Here is an 18254-nt window from a genome sequence, read left to right on the forward strand (position 1 = left end):
CGTTCTCCTTATTTTACCAAGTAGTCTTTCATCTCTTCCAGAGAAACTGGGTGAATGGTCGCTGAACCAAGCTCTGGAACTAAGACCAATTTCAAGGTGTTTCCACGCGCTTTTTTATCATGAGTCAAAGCTTGATAAAGTTTGTCAACATCCCAGTTTTCATAATCAACAGGCAAGCCAAATTTCTGGCACATCTCTGTAATGGACTGGGTTATTCCTTCTGGCATGAGGCCTTTTCCCTCAGCAACCTTGGAAATCTGAACCATGCCCATAGCCACAGCTTCTCCATGCATGACCTTGCCATAACCGGCAGTTGCTTCAATAGCATGACCAATAGTGTGCCCAAAATTGAGGTAAAGACGAACACCGTTATCCAACTCATCTTCGACCACCATCTTGCGCTTAACCTGACAAGAATGTTCAATCAAAGTCTCTGCATGTTCCAAAATGCTCTCTACAGAACCATCTAGCTCCATCAAGAGAGCCCACAGTTCTGGATCCTCAATCAAGCCGTACTTGATAACCTCGCCCATCCCCTCAATCAGCTCTCTTTTTCCAAGCGTTTCTAGGACAAGCGGGTCAATCAGAACCCCATCTGGTTGGGCAAAAGTTCCCACCATATTTTTAGCAAAAGGAGTATTGACACCCGTCTTTCCACCAATAGACGAATCAACCTGGGCTGTCAAACTAGTCGGAATCTGAACAAAGTGAATGCCCCGCATATAGGTAGAGGCTACAAAACCAGCTAGGTCCCCAACGACACCACCACCAAGAGCCACGATCCCATCGCTACGAGTCAACCCCTGCTTGACTAGAAATTCATAGACTTTCTGAACAGTTGTTAAATTTTTTCGTTCTTCGCCTTCTAAAAAGTCAAAAACAGCTACCTGAAAACCAGCATCTTCTAGGCTGAGTTTAATCTTCTCTGCATAGAGAGAAGCTACATGGTTATCGGTTACAATGACCACTTTTTGAGGTTGCCAGAGTTCTCGCAACCATTGACCAGCCTGAGCCAGACAACCTTTTTCAATCTGAATATCATAAGGATGATGCGGAATATCGATTCTGATTTTCATAGGAGGGTCTCCTTTTCACTATTTATATTTTTCTGTTAAGGACTGCCAAATTTCTTCTGTCGGCATTTCTTTACCTGTCCACAGTTGAAAAGCTTCAGCAGCTTGATAGAGCAACATTCCCAGACCATTGACGGCTGGATTGCCCTGACTTCTAGCCCATTTCAAAAAGGGCGTTTCAAAGGGTTGGTAAATGATATCTGCGACCAAGATATCTTCAGGTAAGACTATACTTGTCGGAACTGGGGACGACTGGCCATCCATGCCCACACTGGTGGCATTGACTAGTAAGTGCGAATCAGCAATCTTTTCTTGCAGGTCAGAAAGATCTTCTAAAGCATACAAGTCCACTTTAAAGCCGGTTTGCTCCTGCAACTTGTCTAGGTAAGGTCTTGTTTTTTCCATGGAAACTGAACGAACAAAGACTGAAATTTGACTGACGCCATCCAAAATAGCTTGCGCCAAGATTGATTTGGCCGCGCCCCCTGCTCCCAGAATGGTCATTTTCTTATCCGAGATTGTAAAAGAAGGCAAGCTCTTAAAGAATCCCTTGCCATCTGTATTATATCCAATTAACGTTCCGTCTTGATTAACAACTGTGTTGACTGCCCCAATCAAACAAGCTTCATCACTCAACTCATCCAGATAAGGAATCACTTGCTCCTTGTAAGGCATGGAGAGATTAATCCCAAACATCTGGTAACGGCGAATATTGGCGACTGTTTCTGCCAAGTCACCCGCTTCAATCTCCCAAGCCACATAGACACCATTGGTAGCTGTCGCCTCAAAGGCCCTATTATGGATGAAGGGTGAAATAGAGTGTTTGATGGGATTTGCAACGACAGCCGCCATACGTGTGTAGCCATCAAGCTTCATCCAAAATCTCCCTGATTTTCTTCATGTTTGGTAGAGAAATCTGACCTGGGGCACTCGCTTCATCCAGACTAGTAAATGACCAACTTGAACCCGTCACATCTGAAGTGATACGAGATACCTTGCCCATTTTCCCCATGGAAATGGTCACGTACTCTTGCTCAGGATTGAGTGTTTTAAATCCTCGTGTGTAGTTCATCAAGTCTAAAACATCCTGCTCCGTATGGGCCATGACAGATACCTTGACCACTTTTGGAGAAAGACTGGTCAACTCAGACAAAATCTCCATCATGTTTTCAGGTGTCTCATGGAAATTATGATAACTCAAAACAAGATTTGGAAAATCCAACATTTCCTCAAATACATCCTTGTAGCTGAAATACTCGAAATCTACATAATCCGGCTGATAGAGCTGAGTAACCTCCTTGATGATTTGAACATACTCCTCAGAAGACAGTTCGATTTCTCCTCCCTCAGAGCGAGTCCGAAGGGTAAAGACAAGTTCGCGTCCTGCAAATTTCTCAAAGATAGCGGGTGCTACCTGTAAAATAGCGTCCTTTGTAAGAAAGTCCGCACGCCACTCAATGATATCGGCATCTTCATACCTAGTAGCATCCAGTTCTTGCGCTTCTTCTAAACTTCTTGGCATTACTGAAACGATTAATTTCATCTACTAACCTTCATACTAATCACCTTGAGGTAATTACTGCTTTCATCTTTTTTATTATAGGCAAAGTCTGCTGGAAGACCATATTGGTTCAAGATCTGATACCTTCTTCCTGCAAAACCTTTATCAATTTGTTCTGTAAATTTCTGGCGGGAAACATTGGCAGCATTGGTACTGGCAATGATAATCCCTCCCGGATTTAAAATCTCTAGACTTTGGGAAATCAACTTGTGATAGTTCTTAGCTACAGAGAATGTTTGTTTTTTATTGCGGGCAAAGCTCGGCGGATCAAGCACAATCACATCATAGGTCAAGCCTTTTCGCTTGGCATACTTGAAGTACTCAAAGACATCCATGACGATAAAACGATGATTATCCGTGCTGAGCCCATTTGCCTGAAAATGAGCTTCTGACAGCTCTCTAGACCTTTTGGCCAAGTCGACAGAAGTCGTCTCACTAGCGCCTCCCATAGCTGCAGCAACAGAAAAGGCAGCCGTATAGGAAAACATATTGAGCAAGGATTTGCCCATGGCTAGACCGTCAACCAGACTCCCACGAACCTCATGCTGGTCCAGGAAAATCCCTGTCATCAAACCATCATTCATAAAGACTTGATAGAGCACGCCATTCTCAAGAACAGTAAAATAGTCTGGCGCTTCCTCACCATAAACAGAGGCAGACTCGTAGTCTAGACCTTTAAAACGAATCTTTTCATAAGCTCCCAAGACCTCAGGAAAAACTTCCTTAAAAGCCTTTACGATCAGCTCACGAATCTGGTAAACAAAGGAGTTGTACCAAGAAAAAACAGCATAATCTCCATAGAGATCAACAGTCAGACCACCAAAACCATCCCCCTCTTGGTTAAAAAGGCGAAAAGCAGTGGTCAAGTCATCCTGATGATAAGGCTTTCTAGCTTCCTTGGCCTTACGAAACAGAATTTCAAAAAAGGCTTGATTGAAACGAACCTTTTCCTTGCTGATGAACCAACCGATTCCCTTGTTCTGCTGAGAAAGATAGGCACTCCCTAAAAACCTTCCGTCTTGACTAAGAACTTCTACTGCCTGATCCGTCAGTTCAATATCTGTTAAATCACTTGCTTCCAAAAGAACTAGACCCTTAGCTAGCTTTTTTTCAACACGTCTGCTGACCCTGATTCTATTCATAGCTACTATTATAACAAATTTTGTGACAATTCTCAAAAAAGAAACCGTTTAACCAGTTGTACTTTAGTTTACTGAGTGTCATTTTTGTTCAAATAAGTTTATGCCATTTACTTTTTCACCAAAACATCCTTTCCCTTATAATGGAAAGAGAGATTTTAATCGATAAAAATAGACAATTTCAGAAATGAGTATAGAATCTTGCGCAAACGTTTGCCTAGTTCTAAACTTTATGGTAGAATAAAACTCAACATTGACAAGTAAGAGGAAACATCATGCAAAATCAAACACTCATGCAATACTTTGAATGGTATCTGCCTCACGACGGCCAACACTGGGCTCGACTGACAAATGACGCAGAGCACCTAGCAAACCTTGGTATCAGCCATGTCTGGATGCCACCTGCCTTCAAGGCAACCAACGAAAAAGATGTCGGCTATGGTGTTTACGATCTTTTTGACCTAGGCGAATTTCACCAAAAAGGAACTGTCCGTACCAAGTATGGGTTTAAAGAAGACTATCTTCAAGCCATTCAAGCCCTAAAAGCACAGGGAATTCAACCTATGGCCGATGTGGTGCTCAATCACAAGGCTGCTGCCGATCATATGGAAGCCTTTCAGGTTATTGAAGTGGACCCTGAGGATCGTACCGTTCAACTAAGCGAGCCCTTTACTATCAATGGCTGGACTCACTTTACTTTCGATGGTCGCCAAGATACCTACAATGACTTCCACTGGCACTGGTACCACTTCACAGGTACAGACTACGATGCCAAACGCCGTAAGTCTGGTATTTACCTGATCCAAGGAGACAATAAAGGTTGGGCAAATGAGGAATTGGTCGATAACGAAAACGGTAACTACGACTACCTCATGTATGCCGACCTAGACTTTAAGCATCCTGAAGTCATCCAAAACATCTATGACTGGGCTGACTGGTTCATGGAAACGACTGGTGTAGCTGGTTTCCGCTTGGATGCCGTTAAGCACATCGACTCCTTCTTTATGGGCAATTTCATCCGTGATATGAAGGAAAAATACGGTCAAGATTTCTATGTTTTTGGTGAATTTTGGAATCCAGACAAGGAAGCCAATCTAGACTATCTCGAGAAAACAGAAGAACGCTTTGATCTTGTCGATGTTCGTCTCCACCAGAACCTCTTTGAAGCCAGTCAAGCTGGAGCAAGTTACGACCTTCGTAACATTTTCACAGATAGCTTGGTTGAACTCAAGCCTGACAAAGCAGTCACTTTCGTTGACAACCATGATACCCAACGAGGACAAGCCCTTGAGTCTACTGTTGAAGAATGGTTCAAGCCAGCAGCCTATGCCCTCATTCTATTACGCCAAGATGGTCTTCCATGTGTCTTTTACGGAGACTATTACGGCATTTCAGGGCAATTTGCTCAACAAGATTTCAGAGAAGTTCTTGACCGTCTCCTAGCCATCCGAAAAGACAGGGCATATGGGGAGCAAACAGACTACTTTGACGATGCCAACTGTATCGGTTGGGTTCGTTCAGGTGCTGAACATCAATCTCCAATCGCTGTCCTCATCTCAAATGACCAAGAAAACAGCAAATCTATGTTTGTCGGGCAAGAATGGGCTGACCAAACCTTTGTTGACCTCCTTGAAAATCATCCAGCACAAGTTACAATCAACGCTGAAGGTTATGGAGAATTTCCAGTAGCAGCGGGTTCAGTCAGTGTTTGGGCAACAAAATAAACCTATCAGTTACAAGCCAGATCCAACCGGATTTGGCTTTTTAAGTAGGCAAAAAGACCTACCCAAATGGATAGATCTTTATTGTCTTACAATTTACCTGCTACTGCATCCAAGAGTTCTTGAATTTTCGCTTGGTTGCTTCCTCCTGCCATAGCCATGTCTGGTTTACCACCACCACGTCCATCGACGATTGGAGCCAATTCTTTAACCAAGTTTCCTGCGTGTACATCTTTAGTCTTGCTTGCTACGAGGACATTGACCTTGTAACCAATAGCGGCAACTAGGACAAGCACATCAGAGTAGTCTTTTTGTTTCCAGTTATCCGCAAAGGTACGAAGGGCACTTGCATCTGATACAGAAACTTGGCTTGCAATGTAACGGTGTCCGTTGACTTCCTTCACATCCTTAAAGACATCACCTGCCGCTGCAGCTGCTGCTTTTTCCTTCAATTCTGCATTTTCTTTTTGCAATTGACGGAGTTGCTCTTGAAGGCCTTCAACCTTGTGAGGTACTTCCTTGAGTTGAGGTGCTTTAAGAGTTGATGCAACAGCTTTCAGAGCGTCTTCTTGTTCACGGTAGGCTTCAAAGGCTTCTTTACCAGTCACTGCCAAGATACGACGAGTTCCTGAACCAATCCCTTCTTCTTTGACAATCTTGAAGAGACCGATTTCAGAAGTATTGCCAACGTGGGTACCACCACAGAGTTCCACTGAGTAGTCACCGATGGTCACAACACGAACTTCCTTACCGTATTTCTCACCAAAGAGGGCCATAGCTCCCATTTCTTTAGCCGTGTCAATATCTGTCTCAACAGTTTCTACAGCAATTGCTTCCCAAATTTTCTCATTAACTTGCTGTTCAATGGCGCGCAACTCTTCAGGAGTCACAGCTTGGAAGTGAGTAAAGTCAAAGCGAAGAAATTCTACTTCGTTCAGAGATCCTGCTTGTGTCGCATGGTGGCCAAGGATATTGTGAAGAGCCGCATGGAGCAAGTGAGTCGCTGTGTGGTTTTTCATGACACGGTGACGGCGATTAGTATCGATTGCCAAGGTATATTCTTGATTCAAAGCAAGTGGTGCAAGAACTTCGACAGTATGAAGAGCTTGTCCGTTTGGTGCTTTTTGCACGTCCGTTACAGTCGCTACGACATTTCCTTTAGCATCCAAGATTTGACCGTGGTCAGCTACTTGTCCACCCATTTCAGCGTAGAATGGAGTCTCTGCAAAGATAAGAGAGGCAGTTCCTTCAGATACAGCTTCTACTTCAGCATTGTCCGCTACGATAGCCACCAACTTAGAAGGCAATTGGCTGGCATTGTAGTTGAAGACACTTTCCACTGTAATGTTTTGAAGGGTTTCATTTTGCATTCCCATTGAGCCACCTTTGACAGCTGACGCACGCGCACGTTCTTGCTGCTCTTTCATGGCTGCTTCAAAACCTTCACGGTCTACAGTCATCCCAGCTTCTTCAGCGATTTCTTCTGTCAATTCAACTGGGAATCCGTATGTATCGTAGAGTTTGAAGACATCTTGCCCAGCGATAACAGATTGACCTTTTTCTTTCAAGTCAGCTACGATGCCTTGGGCAAAGTGTTGACCTGAATGAAGGGTACGGGCAAATGACTCTTCTTCGCTCTTAACGATTTTTTCGATAAAGTCACGTTTTTCAAGCACTTCTGGGTAGTAGCTTTCCATGATTTTTCCAACAGTTGGAACGAGTTTGTAAAGGAAAGGCTCGTTGATACCCAATTTTTGACCGTGCATAGAAGCACGACGAAGCAAACGACGAAGAACATAACCACGACCTTCATTTCCAGGAAGGGCACCATCACCGATGGCAAATGAAAGAGAACGGATATGGTCAGCAATGACCTTGAAGCTCATGTTGTCGCCATCTTGGTCGTAGACCTTACCAGACAATTTCTCAACTTCACGAATGATTGGCATGAAGAGGTCTGTTTCAAAGTTCGTCTTAGCTCCTTGGATAACGGCCACCAAACGCTCCAAACCAGCGCCCGTATCAATGTTCTTGTGCGGCAATTCCTTGTAGTCGCTACGAGGAACAGCTGGATCAGCGTTAAATTGTGACAAAACGATGTTCCAGATTTCGATGTAACGGTCGTTTTCGATATCCTCTGCAAGCAGGCGAAGACCGATATTTTCTGGGTCAAATGCTTCTCCACGGTCAAAGAAGATTTCTGTATCAGGTCCAGAAGGCCCCGCACCGATTTCCCAGAAGTTGTCTTCGATTGGGATCAAGTGGCTTGGATCCACTCCTACTTCAATCCAGCGGTTGTAAGAATCTTTATCGTCTGGATAGTAGGTCATGTAGAGTTTATCAGCTGGAAAATCAAACCATTCTGGGCTTGTCAAAAGCTCATAAGCCCAAGTGATAGCTTCGTCACGGAAGTAATCCCCGATAGAGAAGTTCCCCAACATTTCAAACATGGTATGGTGACGCGCAGTCTTCCCTACGTTTTCGATGTCGTTAGTACGGATGGCTTTTTGCGCATTGGTAATACGTGGGTTTTCAGGGATAATGGTTCCGTCAAAGTATTTCTTAAGGGTTGCTACCCCAGAGTTGATCCACAAAAGAGTTGGGTCGTTTACTGGAACCAAGCTGACTGATGGTTCTACAGAGTGACCTTTGCTTGCCCAGAAATCAAGCCACATTTGGCGAACTTGAGCACTAGATAGTTGTTTCATAATATCTCCTTATTTACTTGTTTAATTTGATTGGCTTTCTAGCATCTCCACATAGTCAATCGCGACACAGAGGGAAATGACCAGGTCTGCATAAGAGTCTTCATAGACGGTTACGGTGTAAGTTGAGGTCAAATGGAAAATCTCTTTCCGAATCTCGGCAATCACTTGGTCGCGGTCATCCAACAATTTGAAATTCAAATCCCAGATATTGCCCTCGATACGAAGTCCTAGATCATCAAACTCATACTTATCTCGAAAGAAGGTCAACTTCTTACGAATAACGAAATTGGAACCGTTTCGTAGCTGAATAGTAAAGCGAGGAAGCAAGGTGAAAAATTCTTTACTGATTTCACTGACCTGCTCACCATAGGCGTCATAGATGGTAAAGGTCTTAGGAATTTGGAAGAAAGAGCCCTCCACCTGATAGTTCACTACTCCTCTATCATCCTTGATATCGAAGCGTTCGCCCCCAAGACGAAACTTTTGTTTCACGAGAAATGTCTTCATAAACACCTCCAAAAATCAAAAGACAAGCTCATATCACGAAGGGCGAAAAACCGCGGTACCACCTTCATTCAATGAACTTGTCATTCTCTTATTCTTATGCAATTGTCTGATTGAGTAGCATGACTTTCTAACTTAGATGGCTCGCAGCACCGCCATTTCTCTGGACTAAGATGACTGAAAATCAATTCTCAACTTTCTTATTATATCGTTTTTTGGGTTCTGCGTCAACTGGGAAAGCAGGCACATGCAATCTCATTATATGTATCATCAGCAAAAAAAGATTTATTGATAAAGTATATTATTGACGAAGTAAGTCAAGCATTTCATTATTGAGTGTTTGGTAACAAGAGAAATAGTTATCATCAATCTCAAATGTATCTTGTAAAATAAAGCGCAAAGTATCTATAGTCTGTTGCAATTTCTTTGAATTGACTAGTTTACTATCAATCTCTGACAAGCCATGTGCCACCTTATTTCTCTCATTGTTTAAAGAAATGATAACTCTAAGTGACTTAATTAATTCAGGACTATATTTGTAATACTCTAAAATTTTAGTGTATATAATTAGATTTAGAGTTGTTGTAGGAGAAAAGTCTTCTTTTTTGCCCTCATTTTCGTTCTGTGATTTTTTATAATCACTATCTAAATAACCGATAACTTTTTCAAAATCTTGATGTTCTTTGTTTAGCTTAGGTAACTTATTTTTATATATTATTAGATTCGGATGATTCCTTTTTATTCTATCTTCTAATATAAATTCGACTAATGATTTTGACTTAATCAAAACATCTGCTACTTGACCTCGTTTGTTTAAAATCTCAATCATCAAAAAATAATTAAGGGCTTTTTTCTCAACCTCTGAAAGTGGATATTTCTGAATTTCTGAAAGAACTTCTTGTTTTTTAAAAACATTTACTAAGTCGGTTAGAATGATTCTTAAACGAGCTAACTGCTTATTTGAAAGCAGCCCCTTCGAATCTCTCCGGATAACAATCTTTTCAACAGCTAAATAATCATATGACTCTATCAAACTTCTTAAATGACGTTTAACTAAAGAATGATTGAACTTCTCCGCTATATCCATGATACATCTGTTTTCATAATTATCCTGATTATCTTCATTATTTTTAAACAGATTATCTTCCTCTTCCTTGGAGAGTATTTTTTGGGGATTGTTAGATGAATTACTAGGAGTGGTAACTTGAATTGCCTGCGTATTATAGTCATCAATTCGGTTTATAGCGAATAGAGCTGATTTTATCTGAGGAGTACCAGAAGATAGATTTAGAATTAATTCCTCCCCTAATTTAGAATACTCTTTTATAATTTTTCCTATGATCTCATACATTTTATCATACAAATAAACCTCATCATTCCTTAATATTTGCTCATGAATTTTCACATCAGGTTTGTAGTCTTTAAATGAAAGAAGGGCTCTCTCAATAAGAGTTTTTTTAACTAACATTTCCTCACTGTAGAGTAAGACGATTCTTTCTGGTTTATATTTTCGAGCTATGTGCATTAAGGCTGAGTCTCTGTTCTTACTGATAGGATCCGTATTACCTACTGCTGAAATTAAAATTGTCATTTGTAATCTCCTTAATCATAAAGTTCGCCTTGCCCATTTCATAGAAGGATTCATTATTCATTATCAGTTTACGAGTTGCTTGTGTTGTTTTAACACTTTTCATTGGCGCTTTTGTTAATTTCAAGACTCCCTTTTCAACCATCCTAGTGGTTCTGCTATTCTCATAACGTTCTTGTAAAATATCTTTTGCTTGTTTAAAAATTGTTTTTGTCCAAGCTCCACTACCAGCACCCAAGTATATAGGATATTGAATATTTGGCTGAATTTTATTTTCAGGAAAATCTTTGAGGAAAAAAATCTTATAGTCATTATAAAATTCAAATGCTTTCTCACCAAGTTTCTCAATTAATTCCCCCGCCTCCTTTGTAGTTGTGGTAATTTTAAAATTAATTATTTTGCCAGGAGTTAAAGCTTCCCTATATAAAGGAAGAGGCTTGACAAGAGGGGTGGTGGCTTTATGATCCCATTTTTGAACTAAAATAAGACTGTCATTTCTAAATGGTTTGCTATCACTAACACGAATAGTATTAAACAAGTCATCATAATTCTGACCCTTTTTTGCTCCCCAAGGAATCAAAGATTTGTTTTCCTTTTTATCTTTCACAACATTTTCATTATTCCAGTCAGGATTGGTATTCATCAAAATAGTTCGAATGGCTCCCTTTAACGAACTACCAGGTATATAAGGATTACCATAAGAGTCTCGCATAAACTTTGATACTTCATTAATAGTACCTAACTTGGAATCAATGTTGTTCTTTTCGGTTTCAAAACCAGTCTCTTTAATCCTATAACCACCAAAATCACGGTCAGAAATACGGTTATCCTCTAAAAAGGAAATCAAACGATTATTACTGGCACTTGCCTTTCTCTCTTGTAAAAAGCGCTCAAACTTCTGATCATAACCTTTCTCCACCATTCGATTATAAAACTTACCCATATCAGGGAAATAAAAGTACCCATCTTCATAGATAAATTCACGAGATGTGTACTTATCACCACTGCCAGTATGGATAGGAGCCATGGCTAGGAGGGTAAATTGAAAGGTTCTATACTCTGTTTTCATCTTTCTCCCTCCATCTTGAAAAATAATGGTTTAGCATAGCTTAATACTTCATGTGGGAAATCAAGAGGTCTTACATCTACAATCTGTCCTGTAAAGGTTTCAGAGAAAGTAGATCCAGAAGCAAACTTATATAAATCCTGCTTACGGTAATTTTCATTAGTTTCTGTACTAAAAGCAAAACCACTTGATTTACTTAGTAAATAGGAACCAGTTTCCATAGCATATTCAAGTTCCTTTTCGACTGGTAGAGAAGTCGTCAAGGTCATGACAGGTCCTTGATGGACCTTGGTGAGACGATTTTTGAAGCTATCTGGTAAATCTAAAATAGTCAAATCAAATTGTCCATAACCACTGGAGCGTTTCCCACCAATTCCTGTATACTGCAAGCTTGCCATGAGTTCATTCAAGAGCTCAGACTCGTTAGCAATCACGTAAAGAGAAGAGTCATCTCTATATCTAACTGTAGAAACTTGATAAAGAGCCCCATCTAAATGAGGTTGGTTTTTAGTGACGATGTTTGTTACTGCATGTTCTGCGTCTTTAAAAAGCGTTCCATTTACATAAGAATCAAATTTATCTAAAGGGATAAATTGAAGTTTCTTCGCCATTTTCGCTTGACGTCTTACTTCTTTAACATCCGTTGTTAAGTCTGGCTGGTCAAACGTTGGAAATCCTATCGGCTTAGGTAAAAATGGGCCTGACTGATAAGGAAATGCATCTGACAAAACGAATCCATCTAGACCTGCTAATGATACAAATTCCTCCATTTTGCCCATTTTTTTTGCTTCTATAGCTAAGGCTGAAAACAATCGGTCAGCTGCAAAAGTCATTTTAGAACTATCCAGAGTACCTGCTCCAAAGTGAGCAGTATGGAAGTTCATAATATACATCTTGTAGGTCATACTAGACCTCCGTAGTTAAAAGTTCATTCAATCTACTAACATCATAGTTTCCGAAAACTGTATTTGCTTTAAGATTCTCAAAGACAACTTTACCATAACCACGAGAACCTGAACCCCCTAAATAATCAAGTTCCAACAGCTTTAATCCATCAAGAATTACTTTGAAGTCTTCTTCTACTTGAGCTTGACTCTTGTCTGTCACCTCATAGATCAACTCAAATCCAAAGATACTGTCTCGGATAGCACGTTCAATCTGTCTTGGATTTGCTTCAGCAGTGATACGGTCAATAGTATTTTCAAACTTAACTTCAGTATAACCTTTGACAGCTCGTGAATCTAAATCTTTTTTGTTAGTTAGAAAGGCATCTCTAAAGATGAGTCTTCCTACTTTATAGTTTTTGTCTGAACTATTCCCAAAGAGACGACTAATAATTTCCCCATCTTCTCCTGGTTTTTCTGCTAATTTAGTATTATATACTCTTGCCAAAAGGGTACGCATTTTCCCTTTGATACTAGATCCTGGAATAATGGGTAAGTTTGTAATTGGATCTTTAATCACAGGTGAGTCCGTAGCACCAATCGCCGCAAAAGCATTGCTTGTCCCAATATGAAGTCCTGTCTCTAGACGAATTTGTCCTGTTACTTGAATTTTTGCAAATGCCATTAATCTTTTCCTCCATAAAATCTGAAATAAGCTACTAGTGCTTCCATATAGCGGCAAAAACGTTGGAGACTTTCCTTATTGTTTATTTCTTTTAGAATGTCTAGAATCTCAGCCTTTTTCACCAAGTCTTTAACCGCAGTTTCTCGGCCCGATTGATAAACAAACTGCACTCTTAAATAAGCAATTTTATCAGCCAATTCCTTATACGATCTGACCTTACTTTCATCAAAAAGATTACTAGTTAAATTTAGTAGATTTCGAATTTTTGTAGTTGTTAAAAAAAATTTAATTTTATTATTTCTATGATCTTTAGTATGATTTAAAGATTTAATAACCTTTTCTGCCTTATCTACGTAATTATCATCTGTTAAAATTGCCATCTATGAATCCTTTCTAATCTCATAAATATATAGAAGTAAAGCTATCTCTGCTTCCTTACGTTCATTATCGCTACCTGTATACCAAGAAAAGAATAAATCCTTAAACTCTTTAAACTCTTCTTTTTTATCCTTAGAAGTTTGATCCTCTAAGCGCGTCAAATAATAGGCTAATCGAGCAATATTCATACGATCGTAGTTACGAAGGAGCTCAATCAGTCTGTATACAAAACTCTTTCCGCGCTCATCTTGAATATTAAAGTAGTAACGAATGCTCTTCAGTTTCCCATTATAGACATTGTCAATAAATTGGTCGAACTTCAAGGTATAATTTCTTTCAGAATCAACATTGCCAAAAGATTGGTCCAACTTCAAGGTATTACCTGCTTTAAAAAGGGAAATACTATCCTTGTCGTTATCCTTTGCTGCTCCTTCTAGCTTACCAGTTTCTTCAGCCATCAGGCTAACTGGAGTTTTATCTGGAAAGAGACCGATCCCTGCTGATAGGGTTAATTTACCATTTGTCCACTTGATAAAGTTTTGTCGGAGACAAATAGTAAACTCAATAATATCCTGCCAAGAACCGATAGCAAATACATCATCTCCACCGGCATAAATGATCGATAGTTTTTTCTCTCTTGCAAACTGGTTGATATAGACCTTAAAGAAGAGACTCATACTTCTAGAGAAGGTCGCTGACCGTGCCAGAGTATTATACTTGCCACTATCTTGATAAGAGAACCCAGCCATAAAGGCTGCTCCTAGATCATCCACATCTAGTCGAACAACTGCTAATCGCTTGATCCCTTGTCCAGTTTCACTATCCTGAGATAGTTGGGCATACTGGTCAATCTCAGCATATTTGTAATCTCCGACAAAGACATGGGTTGCTTTTAGGATATCTGTACTATAGCTATTCTTTACATAAACACGGTCCCACTCTTCATTGGCAAGGTTGGATTTTGAAATACCACTAATATAGGCTCCCGGACCTATCGGCAGTCCTTTTTCTTTTGTCACAATATAGTAGTTTTCTTGTATTTCCTTGGCAAAGCGATACATCCCTGCACAGATATGGCAGACCTCTTGATCTTTATACTTGGTAAGCTTTTCGACTGAGTGACAAATTGCACATTCTTTCTGGGAGCTTTTTCCTCCTTGGTTGAGTTCAAGTAGAGTTTTGGCATCGTAACGAGAAATTTTCTTTTGGGAAATCATCCGACTGGTTGTTTGATAGACTTTTCGATAGTCGGCCAGTGTCGTTGTCATATCATTGGCAGAAAACGGACTCCAACCAAATGCTACGAACAAACCTGTCTGGAAATGCTTGACCAAAAACTGATTGAATTCTGCTTCAAAGCTAGCCAAGGTTTCTCTAGTTTTTTCGGTGTTTGGAAGGATAAAGTAGGCGTGCCCTCCACCGACGTAGAGAAGATTAGCCCTCGTAAGCTCTAACTTCTCCAGTAAGCTGTCAGCGATATGTTCCCCCATAAAATCTAGATACAAGGAACGTGCTTTTAGTTGCTTAGCTGCACCAGCTGTTGCGATATTGTAGATAAAATCCTGAATCCCTGACAGGTCAAAACTTGCTAATAAAAAGGCTTTTTCGCTATAAAAAGCTTCTAAATCCTGTCCCAGTACCTTGTCATAATCACGGCAATTCTTGTCTGCTAAATAGTCCTCTATAGCTAGGGCAAAGCCAGCTGTCAGACGACTGTAGGTTGCTAGAGAAATATCTGATAATCCCTTGGTTCTTGTCGAAACAGGTACATAGGAAAGAGTAGACTCAAGGAGATTCAAAAGGGCATCTATCTCAGATTGGCTAAAGTCAAATCTCTCAAACTCTTTTTCTAAGGTCGCTACTATCAAGTCATAGTCTGACTTGTCAGACGGCTCACTCGATCCCTTAGCATAGTTTGGTTCCCCGTCAAGCTCTAATGGACGCGCATCAAGATAACGCTGACTAGGGCTATCTGAAAATACATTGAAGATATCCGATTGTTTGCTTAGGAAATCTTCTTTACCTCCATGAGTATCTGCTGCTCCTTTTAGGCCTGAAGCAATCTTTGCGGCAGCTGACGTGATATAGACCAAACTATCAGGAGCTAAGTCCGTCGGCAAATCACTAGAAGTCGCCTTGGCTATCTGCTGAGCTATCTTTTCATTATCCGAAAAGCGTCTAAACCATTCGGACCCAATGGTACCTAGGTCTTTCTCATCATACCTGGAACCTTGAATCACCTTGCCGATAGCGTGCAAAAGTGATCCATAAACTAAATCAATCTTTTCTTTCTTCAAGTTCTAAACCTCCCATCCCTAAACTAGTTTTCATGCCGATACCTGAGTACTCCCCAAATTTCAGAAGCATATTGGCGTATGCTTTCAAGGTATTTGGACCTGTAATCTTAAAGGTCAATCTCCCCCTGAAACCAGGGATTTTTTTGCCATGGACTTTAAAATAGCTGGACTCCAATCGATAGCTGGTAATTCTACTGTGCTTGACCAAGTAGTCCAGAGTTTCCTCTTCGATGTCCTGACGATTCTCGACCAAACGTGCATACTTCATCATCAAACTCTGAAAGATGAGACGCATGGTCGGAAAGAGCACGTACTCTCCCTGGGACCGAAATCCTGTTGGAGTTTGAAAACAAATGGTGTAGAGTGACCGATCTTGGTTTTCATTAAAGAACTCAAAGAGTTGCTCCGAACTGAGATCTTGCATGGATAAAGACTCTACCATGAGAGTCGGTAAATCATGAAGCTCTACTCTCTTTAGCTCCAATAGAACAGGCAGGATCTGCTTGACAGCCTCATCCGTCAGGAGATGAAGGGACCATAGGGTCTTGTCCTTTTGATGAATGATTTTTAGTGAGTAGGGGTTGGTTTCCTGCTCATGTAGCCAAGTCACATAGTCTGGTTCTAGCTTTTCCATAAGAAAACCTTGGAATTTTGTCGATAGGTCGCTCGGTGATTGCTCAATCCGCTTAAATGATAGTTCGATGCGTTTCATATGCCTCCTTTATTGATACAACAGCGCTTTTGCTTTCTCATGAGCGCTTTTTTCTTTTACTTTTGGAATCCTTTACCCTTATGAAAATGTCCCCTCTCGAGGTAGATAGGTATCTATACACACTAACAAGAAAATCAAAGAGCTTCTGAGTAAAATGTTTCCGGCCCCTCGCGAGGTAGGTAGGTATCTATACCAATCAAAAAAATCAAACAACTTCAGAAAGAATTACACGGTTTCCGGCCCCTCGCGAGGTAGATAGGTGGATATACTTGTAGCGAAGGTAACAACTCATACTCCTGAACCACCAAAGTTTCCGGCCACTTGAGAGGTAGATTGGGAGATATACAAAAATTACTTTACAAGGAAAAGATAAGCAAGTTATGTTTCCGGCCCCTCTCGAGGTAGATAGGGAGATATACGTGCGATCACGCTCGACGAATTACTAGAAAAATAATTGTTTCCGGCCCCTTTCGAGGTTGATAGGTATCTATACTCTGATACTTCATATTCAATCGTAGGTGGGTTGTTTGGGTTTCCGGCCCCTAGCGGGGTAGATAGGGAGATATACCTACCTTAGCACAGACTTTTACAAACTATCCCACTGGTTTCCGCCCCCTCTCGAGGTAGATAGGTAGATAGGTATCTATACCTATAGAACACCGCCTAGTGTAAAGAATCAGGGGCAGTCAAAGTTTCCGGCCCCTCGCGAGGTAGATAGGTATCTATACTCATAATGCGGCGGATATTACACCAGCTTATGCCTTGTTTCCGTCCCCTCACGAGGTAGATAGATATCTATAAAATCCCACATTGAGAACAGGATTTTCTCTAAAACTATCCAGTTTCCGGCCCCTCTAAAGGTAGATAGGTGTCTATACGAGGATTTGGGATGATTCCAAAATTTAGAGCGTGGTCTCCGTCCCCTCTCGAGGTGGATAGGTTCTTATACGAAAGAAGTTCAGTTAGGAAGGGTTATAAAAAGAGGGTTTCCGGCCCCTCTCGAGGTAGATAGGGATCTATACACATCAATCCTGATATGAATGTCATCAGGTATGTGTTTCCGGCCTCTCCCGAGGTTGATAGGTATCTATACTAAAAACAACTGTGAAACCTGTAAAAACAGACCCTGTGTTTCCGGCCTCTCGCGAGGTAGATAGGTAGCTATACGTAACGTGACACCTTCTGCTGAATCTGGATTTATCCGGTTTCCGTCCCCTCTCGAGGTAGATAGGTGTTTATCTTCAAGGTAACTTCGCTAATGTTGGAAAATACATTTTCTAGTTTCCGGCCCCTTACGAGGTAGATAGGTTCTTATACACAAGATGATCAACGTACGATCATGAACTTTATTCAGTTTCCGGCCCCTCCCGAGGTAGATAGGTATCTATACTCAATTCAGACGGTGCTATCGTACCTATCTTGCTACCGTTTCCGGCCCCTCGCGAGGTAGATAGGTATCTATACAAGCAAAAGAAAGCAACTAAAGCCGTGTACCTTGTCCCAATTCCGGCCCCTCCCGAGGTAGATAGGTGTCTATACACTGTTATACCGTAAGGACTTTGGACTTTATTATTCGTGACTACTTGTTTACGGCCCCTCGCGAGGTAGATAGGGAGCTATAACCCGCTTAGATGATGATTATCCATTCAAGGGTATTTCTGGGTTTCCGGCCCCTCTCGAGGTTGATAGGGAGCTATACGTGCGTGACGGACAAGAAAATCAAATTGGCGAATAGTTTCCGGCCCCTCTCGAGGTAGATAGGGAGCTATACTTTATCTTTACAAATATTCTTCCCGATTATGAAGAGATTGAGTTTCCGGCCCCTCGCGAGGTAGATAGGTAGCTATACCATCTTGCTCACAGTGCATGATGACAAAAAAGTTTCTTGAGTTTCCGGCCCCTCTCGAGGTAGATAGGTGTCTATACGAGGATTTGGGA

The 18254-nt window shown here is 41.0% G+C and carries 14 protein-coding genes; 1 reads left to right on the forward strand and 13 read right to left on the reverse strand.

Annotated elements, in window-relative coordinates; genetic code table 11:
* Positions 1-8 precede the first annotated feature (8 nt).
* The 4 genes from aroB to HMPREF2991_RS10270 are packed head-to-tail and all read right to left on the reverse strand — an operon-like array spanning position 9 to position 3776.
* Positions 9-1076 (reverse strand): 3-dehydroquinate synthase, encoded by a 1068-nt coding sequence (gene aroB, locus HMPREF2991_RS10255; RefSeq protein WP_049478777.1) that lies wholly within the window; start codon positions 1074-1076, stop codon positions 9-11.
* Positions 1077-1094: 18 nt separating this feature from the next.
* Positions 1095-1949, reverse strand: a complete 855-nt coding sequence (locus tag HMPREF2991_RS10260; protein ID WP_049490174.1) for a shikimate dehydrogenase — start codon at positions 1947-1949, stop codon at positions 1095-1097.
* Entirely contained in the window at positions 1939-2616 is a 678-nt protein-coding gene (gene aroD / locus HMPREF2991_RS10265) for a type I 3-dehydroquinate dehydratase (protein ID WP_070684033.1), read from the reverse strand. Before aroD ends, HMPREF2991_RS10260 begins: the two co-directional genes overlap by 11 nt.
* On the reverse strand, positions 2613-3776 hold the full coding sequence (locus HMPREF2991_RS10270; protein WP_070567648.1) for a class I SAM-dependent rRNA methyltransferase: 1164 nt from the start codon (positions 3774-3776) through the stop codon (positions 2613-2615). Before HMPREF2991_RS10270 ends, aroD begins: the two co-directional genes overlap by 4 nt.
* Before the next feature lie 272 nt (positions 3777-4048).
* Between HMPREF2991_RS10270 and HMPREF2991_RS10275 the strand changes: the two genes are divergently transcribed.
* Positions 4049-5497 (forward strand): alpha-amylase, encoded by a 1449-nt coding sequence (locus HMPREF2991_RS10275; protein WP_070567650.1) that lies wholly within the window; start codon positions 4049-4051, stop codon positions 5495-5497.
* Between the two features lie 86 nt (positions 5498-5583).
* Here HMPREF2991_RS10275 and alaS read toward each other — a convergent pair whose 3' ends face one another.
* The 9 genes from alaS to cas6 all read right to left on the reverse strand — a co-directional run bounded on the left by alaS (position 5584) and on the right by cas6 (position 16316).
* Entirely contained in the window at positions 5584-8202 is a 2619-nt protein-coding gene (alaS, locus tag HMPREF2991_RS10280) for an alanine--tRNA ligase (RefSeq protein ID WP_070567652.1), read from the reverse strand.
* A gap of 21 nt (positions 8203-8223) precedes the next feature.
* Complete coding sequence (locus tag HMPREF2991_RS10285; RefSeq protein WP_000847083.1) at positions 8224-8709, reverse strand: LURP-one-related/scramblase family protein; 486 nt, start codon at positions 8707-8709, stop codon at positions 8224-8226.
* 298 nt (positions 8710-9007) lie between these two features.
* Complete coding sequence (csm6, locus tag HMPREF2991_RS10290; protein ID WP_000153850.1) at positions 9008-10297, reverse strand: type III-A CRISPR-associated CARF protein Csm6; 1290 nt, start codon at positions 10295-10297, stop codon at positions 9008-9010.
* Positions 10269-11363: a type III-A CRISPR-associated RAMP protein Csm5 gene (gene csm5, locus HMPREF2991_RS10295; RefSeq protein ID WP_000846388.1), complete on the reverse strand. Its 1095-nt coding sequence runs from the start codon at positions 11361-11363 to the stop codon at positions 10269-10271. The genes csm6 and csm5 overlap by 29 nt, the downstream gene beginning before the upstream one ends.
* Positions 11360-12265 (reverse strand): type III-A CRISPR-associated RAMP protein Csm4, encoded by a 906-nt coding sequence (csm4, locus tag HMPREF2991_RS10300; RefSeq protein ID WP_000221421.1) that lies wholly within the window; start codon positions 12263-12265, stop codon positions 11360-11362. The genes csm5 and csm4 overlap by 4 nt, the downstream gene beginning before the upstream one ends.
* Before the next feature lies 1 nt (position 12266).
* A complete protein-coding gene (gene csm3 / locus HMPREF2991_RS10305) occupies positions 12267-12929 on the reverse strand; it encodes a type III-A CRISPR-associated RAMP protein Csm3 (RefSeq protein WP_000852937.1) in 663 nt (220 codons plus the stop codon).
* Positions 12929-13309 carry a type III-A CRISPR-associated protein Csm2 gene (csm2, locus tag HMPREF2991_RS10310; protein WP_000996503.1) on the reverse strand — a complete coding sequence of 127 codons (381 nt, stop codon included), beginning with the start codon at positions 13307-13309 and terminating at the stop codon, positions 12929-12931. Before csm2 ends, csm3 begins: the two co-directional genes overlap by 1 nt.
* Positions 13310-15604: a type III-A CRISPR-associated protein Cas10/Csm1 gene (gene cas10, locus HMPREF2991_RS10315; protein WP_000711729.1), complete on the reverse strand. Its 2295-nt coding sequence runs from the start codon at positions 15602-15604 to the stop codon at positions 13310-13312.
* Complete coding sequence (gene cas6 / locus HMPREF2991_RS10320; protein WP_000821019.1) at positions 15585-16316, reverse strand: CRISPR-associated endoribonuclease Cas6; 732 nt, start codon at positions 16314-16316, stop codon at positions 15585-15587. Before cas6 ends, cas10 begins: the two co-directional genes overlap by 20 nt.
* Between the last annotated feature and the right edge of the window lie 1938 nt (positions 16317-18254).

Origin of the sequence: Streptococcus sp. HMSC072D07, assembly GCF_001814835.1 — a bacterium.
Classification (GTDB): Bacteria; Bacillota; Bacilli; order Lactobacillales; family Streptococcaceae; genus Streptococcus.

Excerpts from the sequence above, each read along its gene's own strand:
- aroB (WP_049478777.1), bottom strand. The coding sequence starts at position 1,076 with ATGAAAATCAGAATCGATATTCCGCATCATCCTTATGATATTCAGATT.
- HMPREF2991_RS10260 (WP_049490174.1), bottom strand. The coding sequence starts at position 1,949 with ATGAAGCTTGATGGCTACACACGTATGGCGGCTGTCGTTGCAAATCCC.
- aroD (WP_070684033.1), bottom strand. The coding sequence starts at position 2,616 with ATGAAATTAATCGTTTCAGTAATGCCAAGAAGTTTAGAAGAAGCGCAA.
- HMPREF2991_RS10270 (WP_070567648.1), bottom strand. The coding sequence starts at position 3,776 with ATGAATAGAATCAGGGTCAGCAGACGTGTTGAAAAAAAGCTAGCTAAG.
- HMPREF2991_RS10275 (WP_070567650.1), top strand. The coding sequence starts at position 4,049 with ATGCAAAATCAAACACTCATGCAATACTTTGAATGGTATCTGCCTCAC.
- alaS (WP_070567652.1), bottom strand. The coding sequence starts at position 8,202 with ATGAAACAACTATCTAGTGCTCAAGTTCGCCAAATGTGGCTTGATTTC.
- HMPREF2991_RS10285 (WP_000847083.1), bottom strand. The coding sequence starts at position 8,709 with ATGAAGACATTTCTCGTGAAACAAAAGTTTCGTCTTGGGGGCGAACGC.
- csm6 (WP_000153850.1), bottom strand. The coding sequence starts at position 10,297 with ATGACAATTTTAATTTCAGCAGTAGGTAATACGGATCCTATCAGTAAG.
- csm5 (WP_000846388.1), bottom strand. The coding sequence starts at position 11,363 with ATGAAAACAGAGTATAGAACCTTTCAATTTACCCTCCTAGCCATGGCT.
- csm4 (WP_000221421.1), bottom strand. The coding sequence starts at position 12,265 with ATGACCTACAAGATGTATATTATGAACTTCCATACTGCTCACTTTGGA.
- csm3 (WP_000852937.1), bottom strand. The coding sequence starts at position 12,929 with ATGGCATTTGCAAAAATTCAAGTAACAGGACAAATTCGTCTAGAGACA.
- csm2 (WP_000996503.1), bottom strand. The coding sequence starts at position 13,309 with ATGGCAATTTTAACAGATGATAATTACGTAGATAAGGCAGAAAAGGTT.
- cas6 (WP_000821019.1), bottom strand. The coding sequence starts at position 16,316 with ATGAAACGCATCGAACTATCATTTAAGCGGATTGAGCAATCACCGAGC.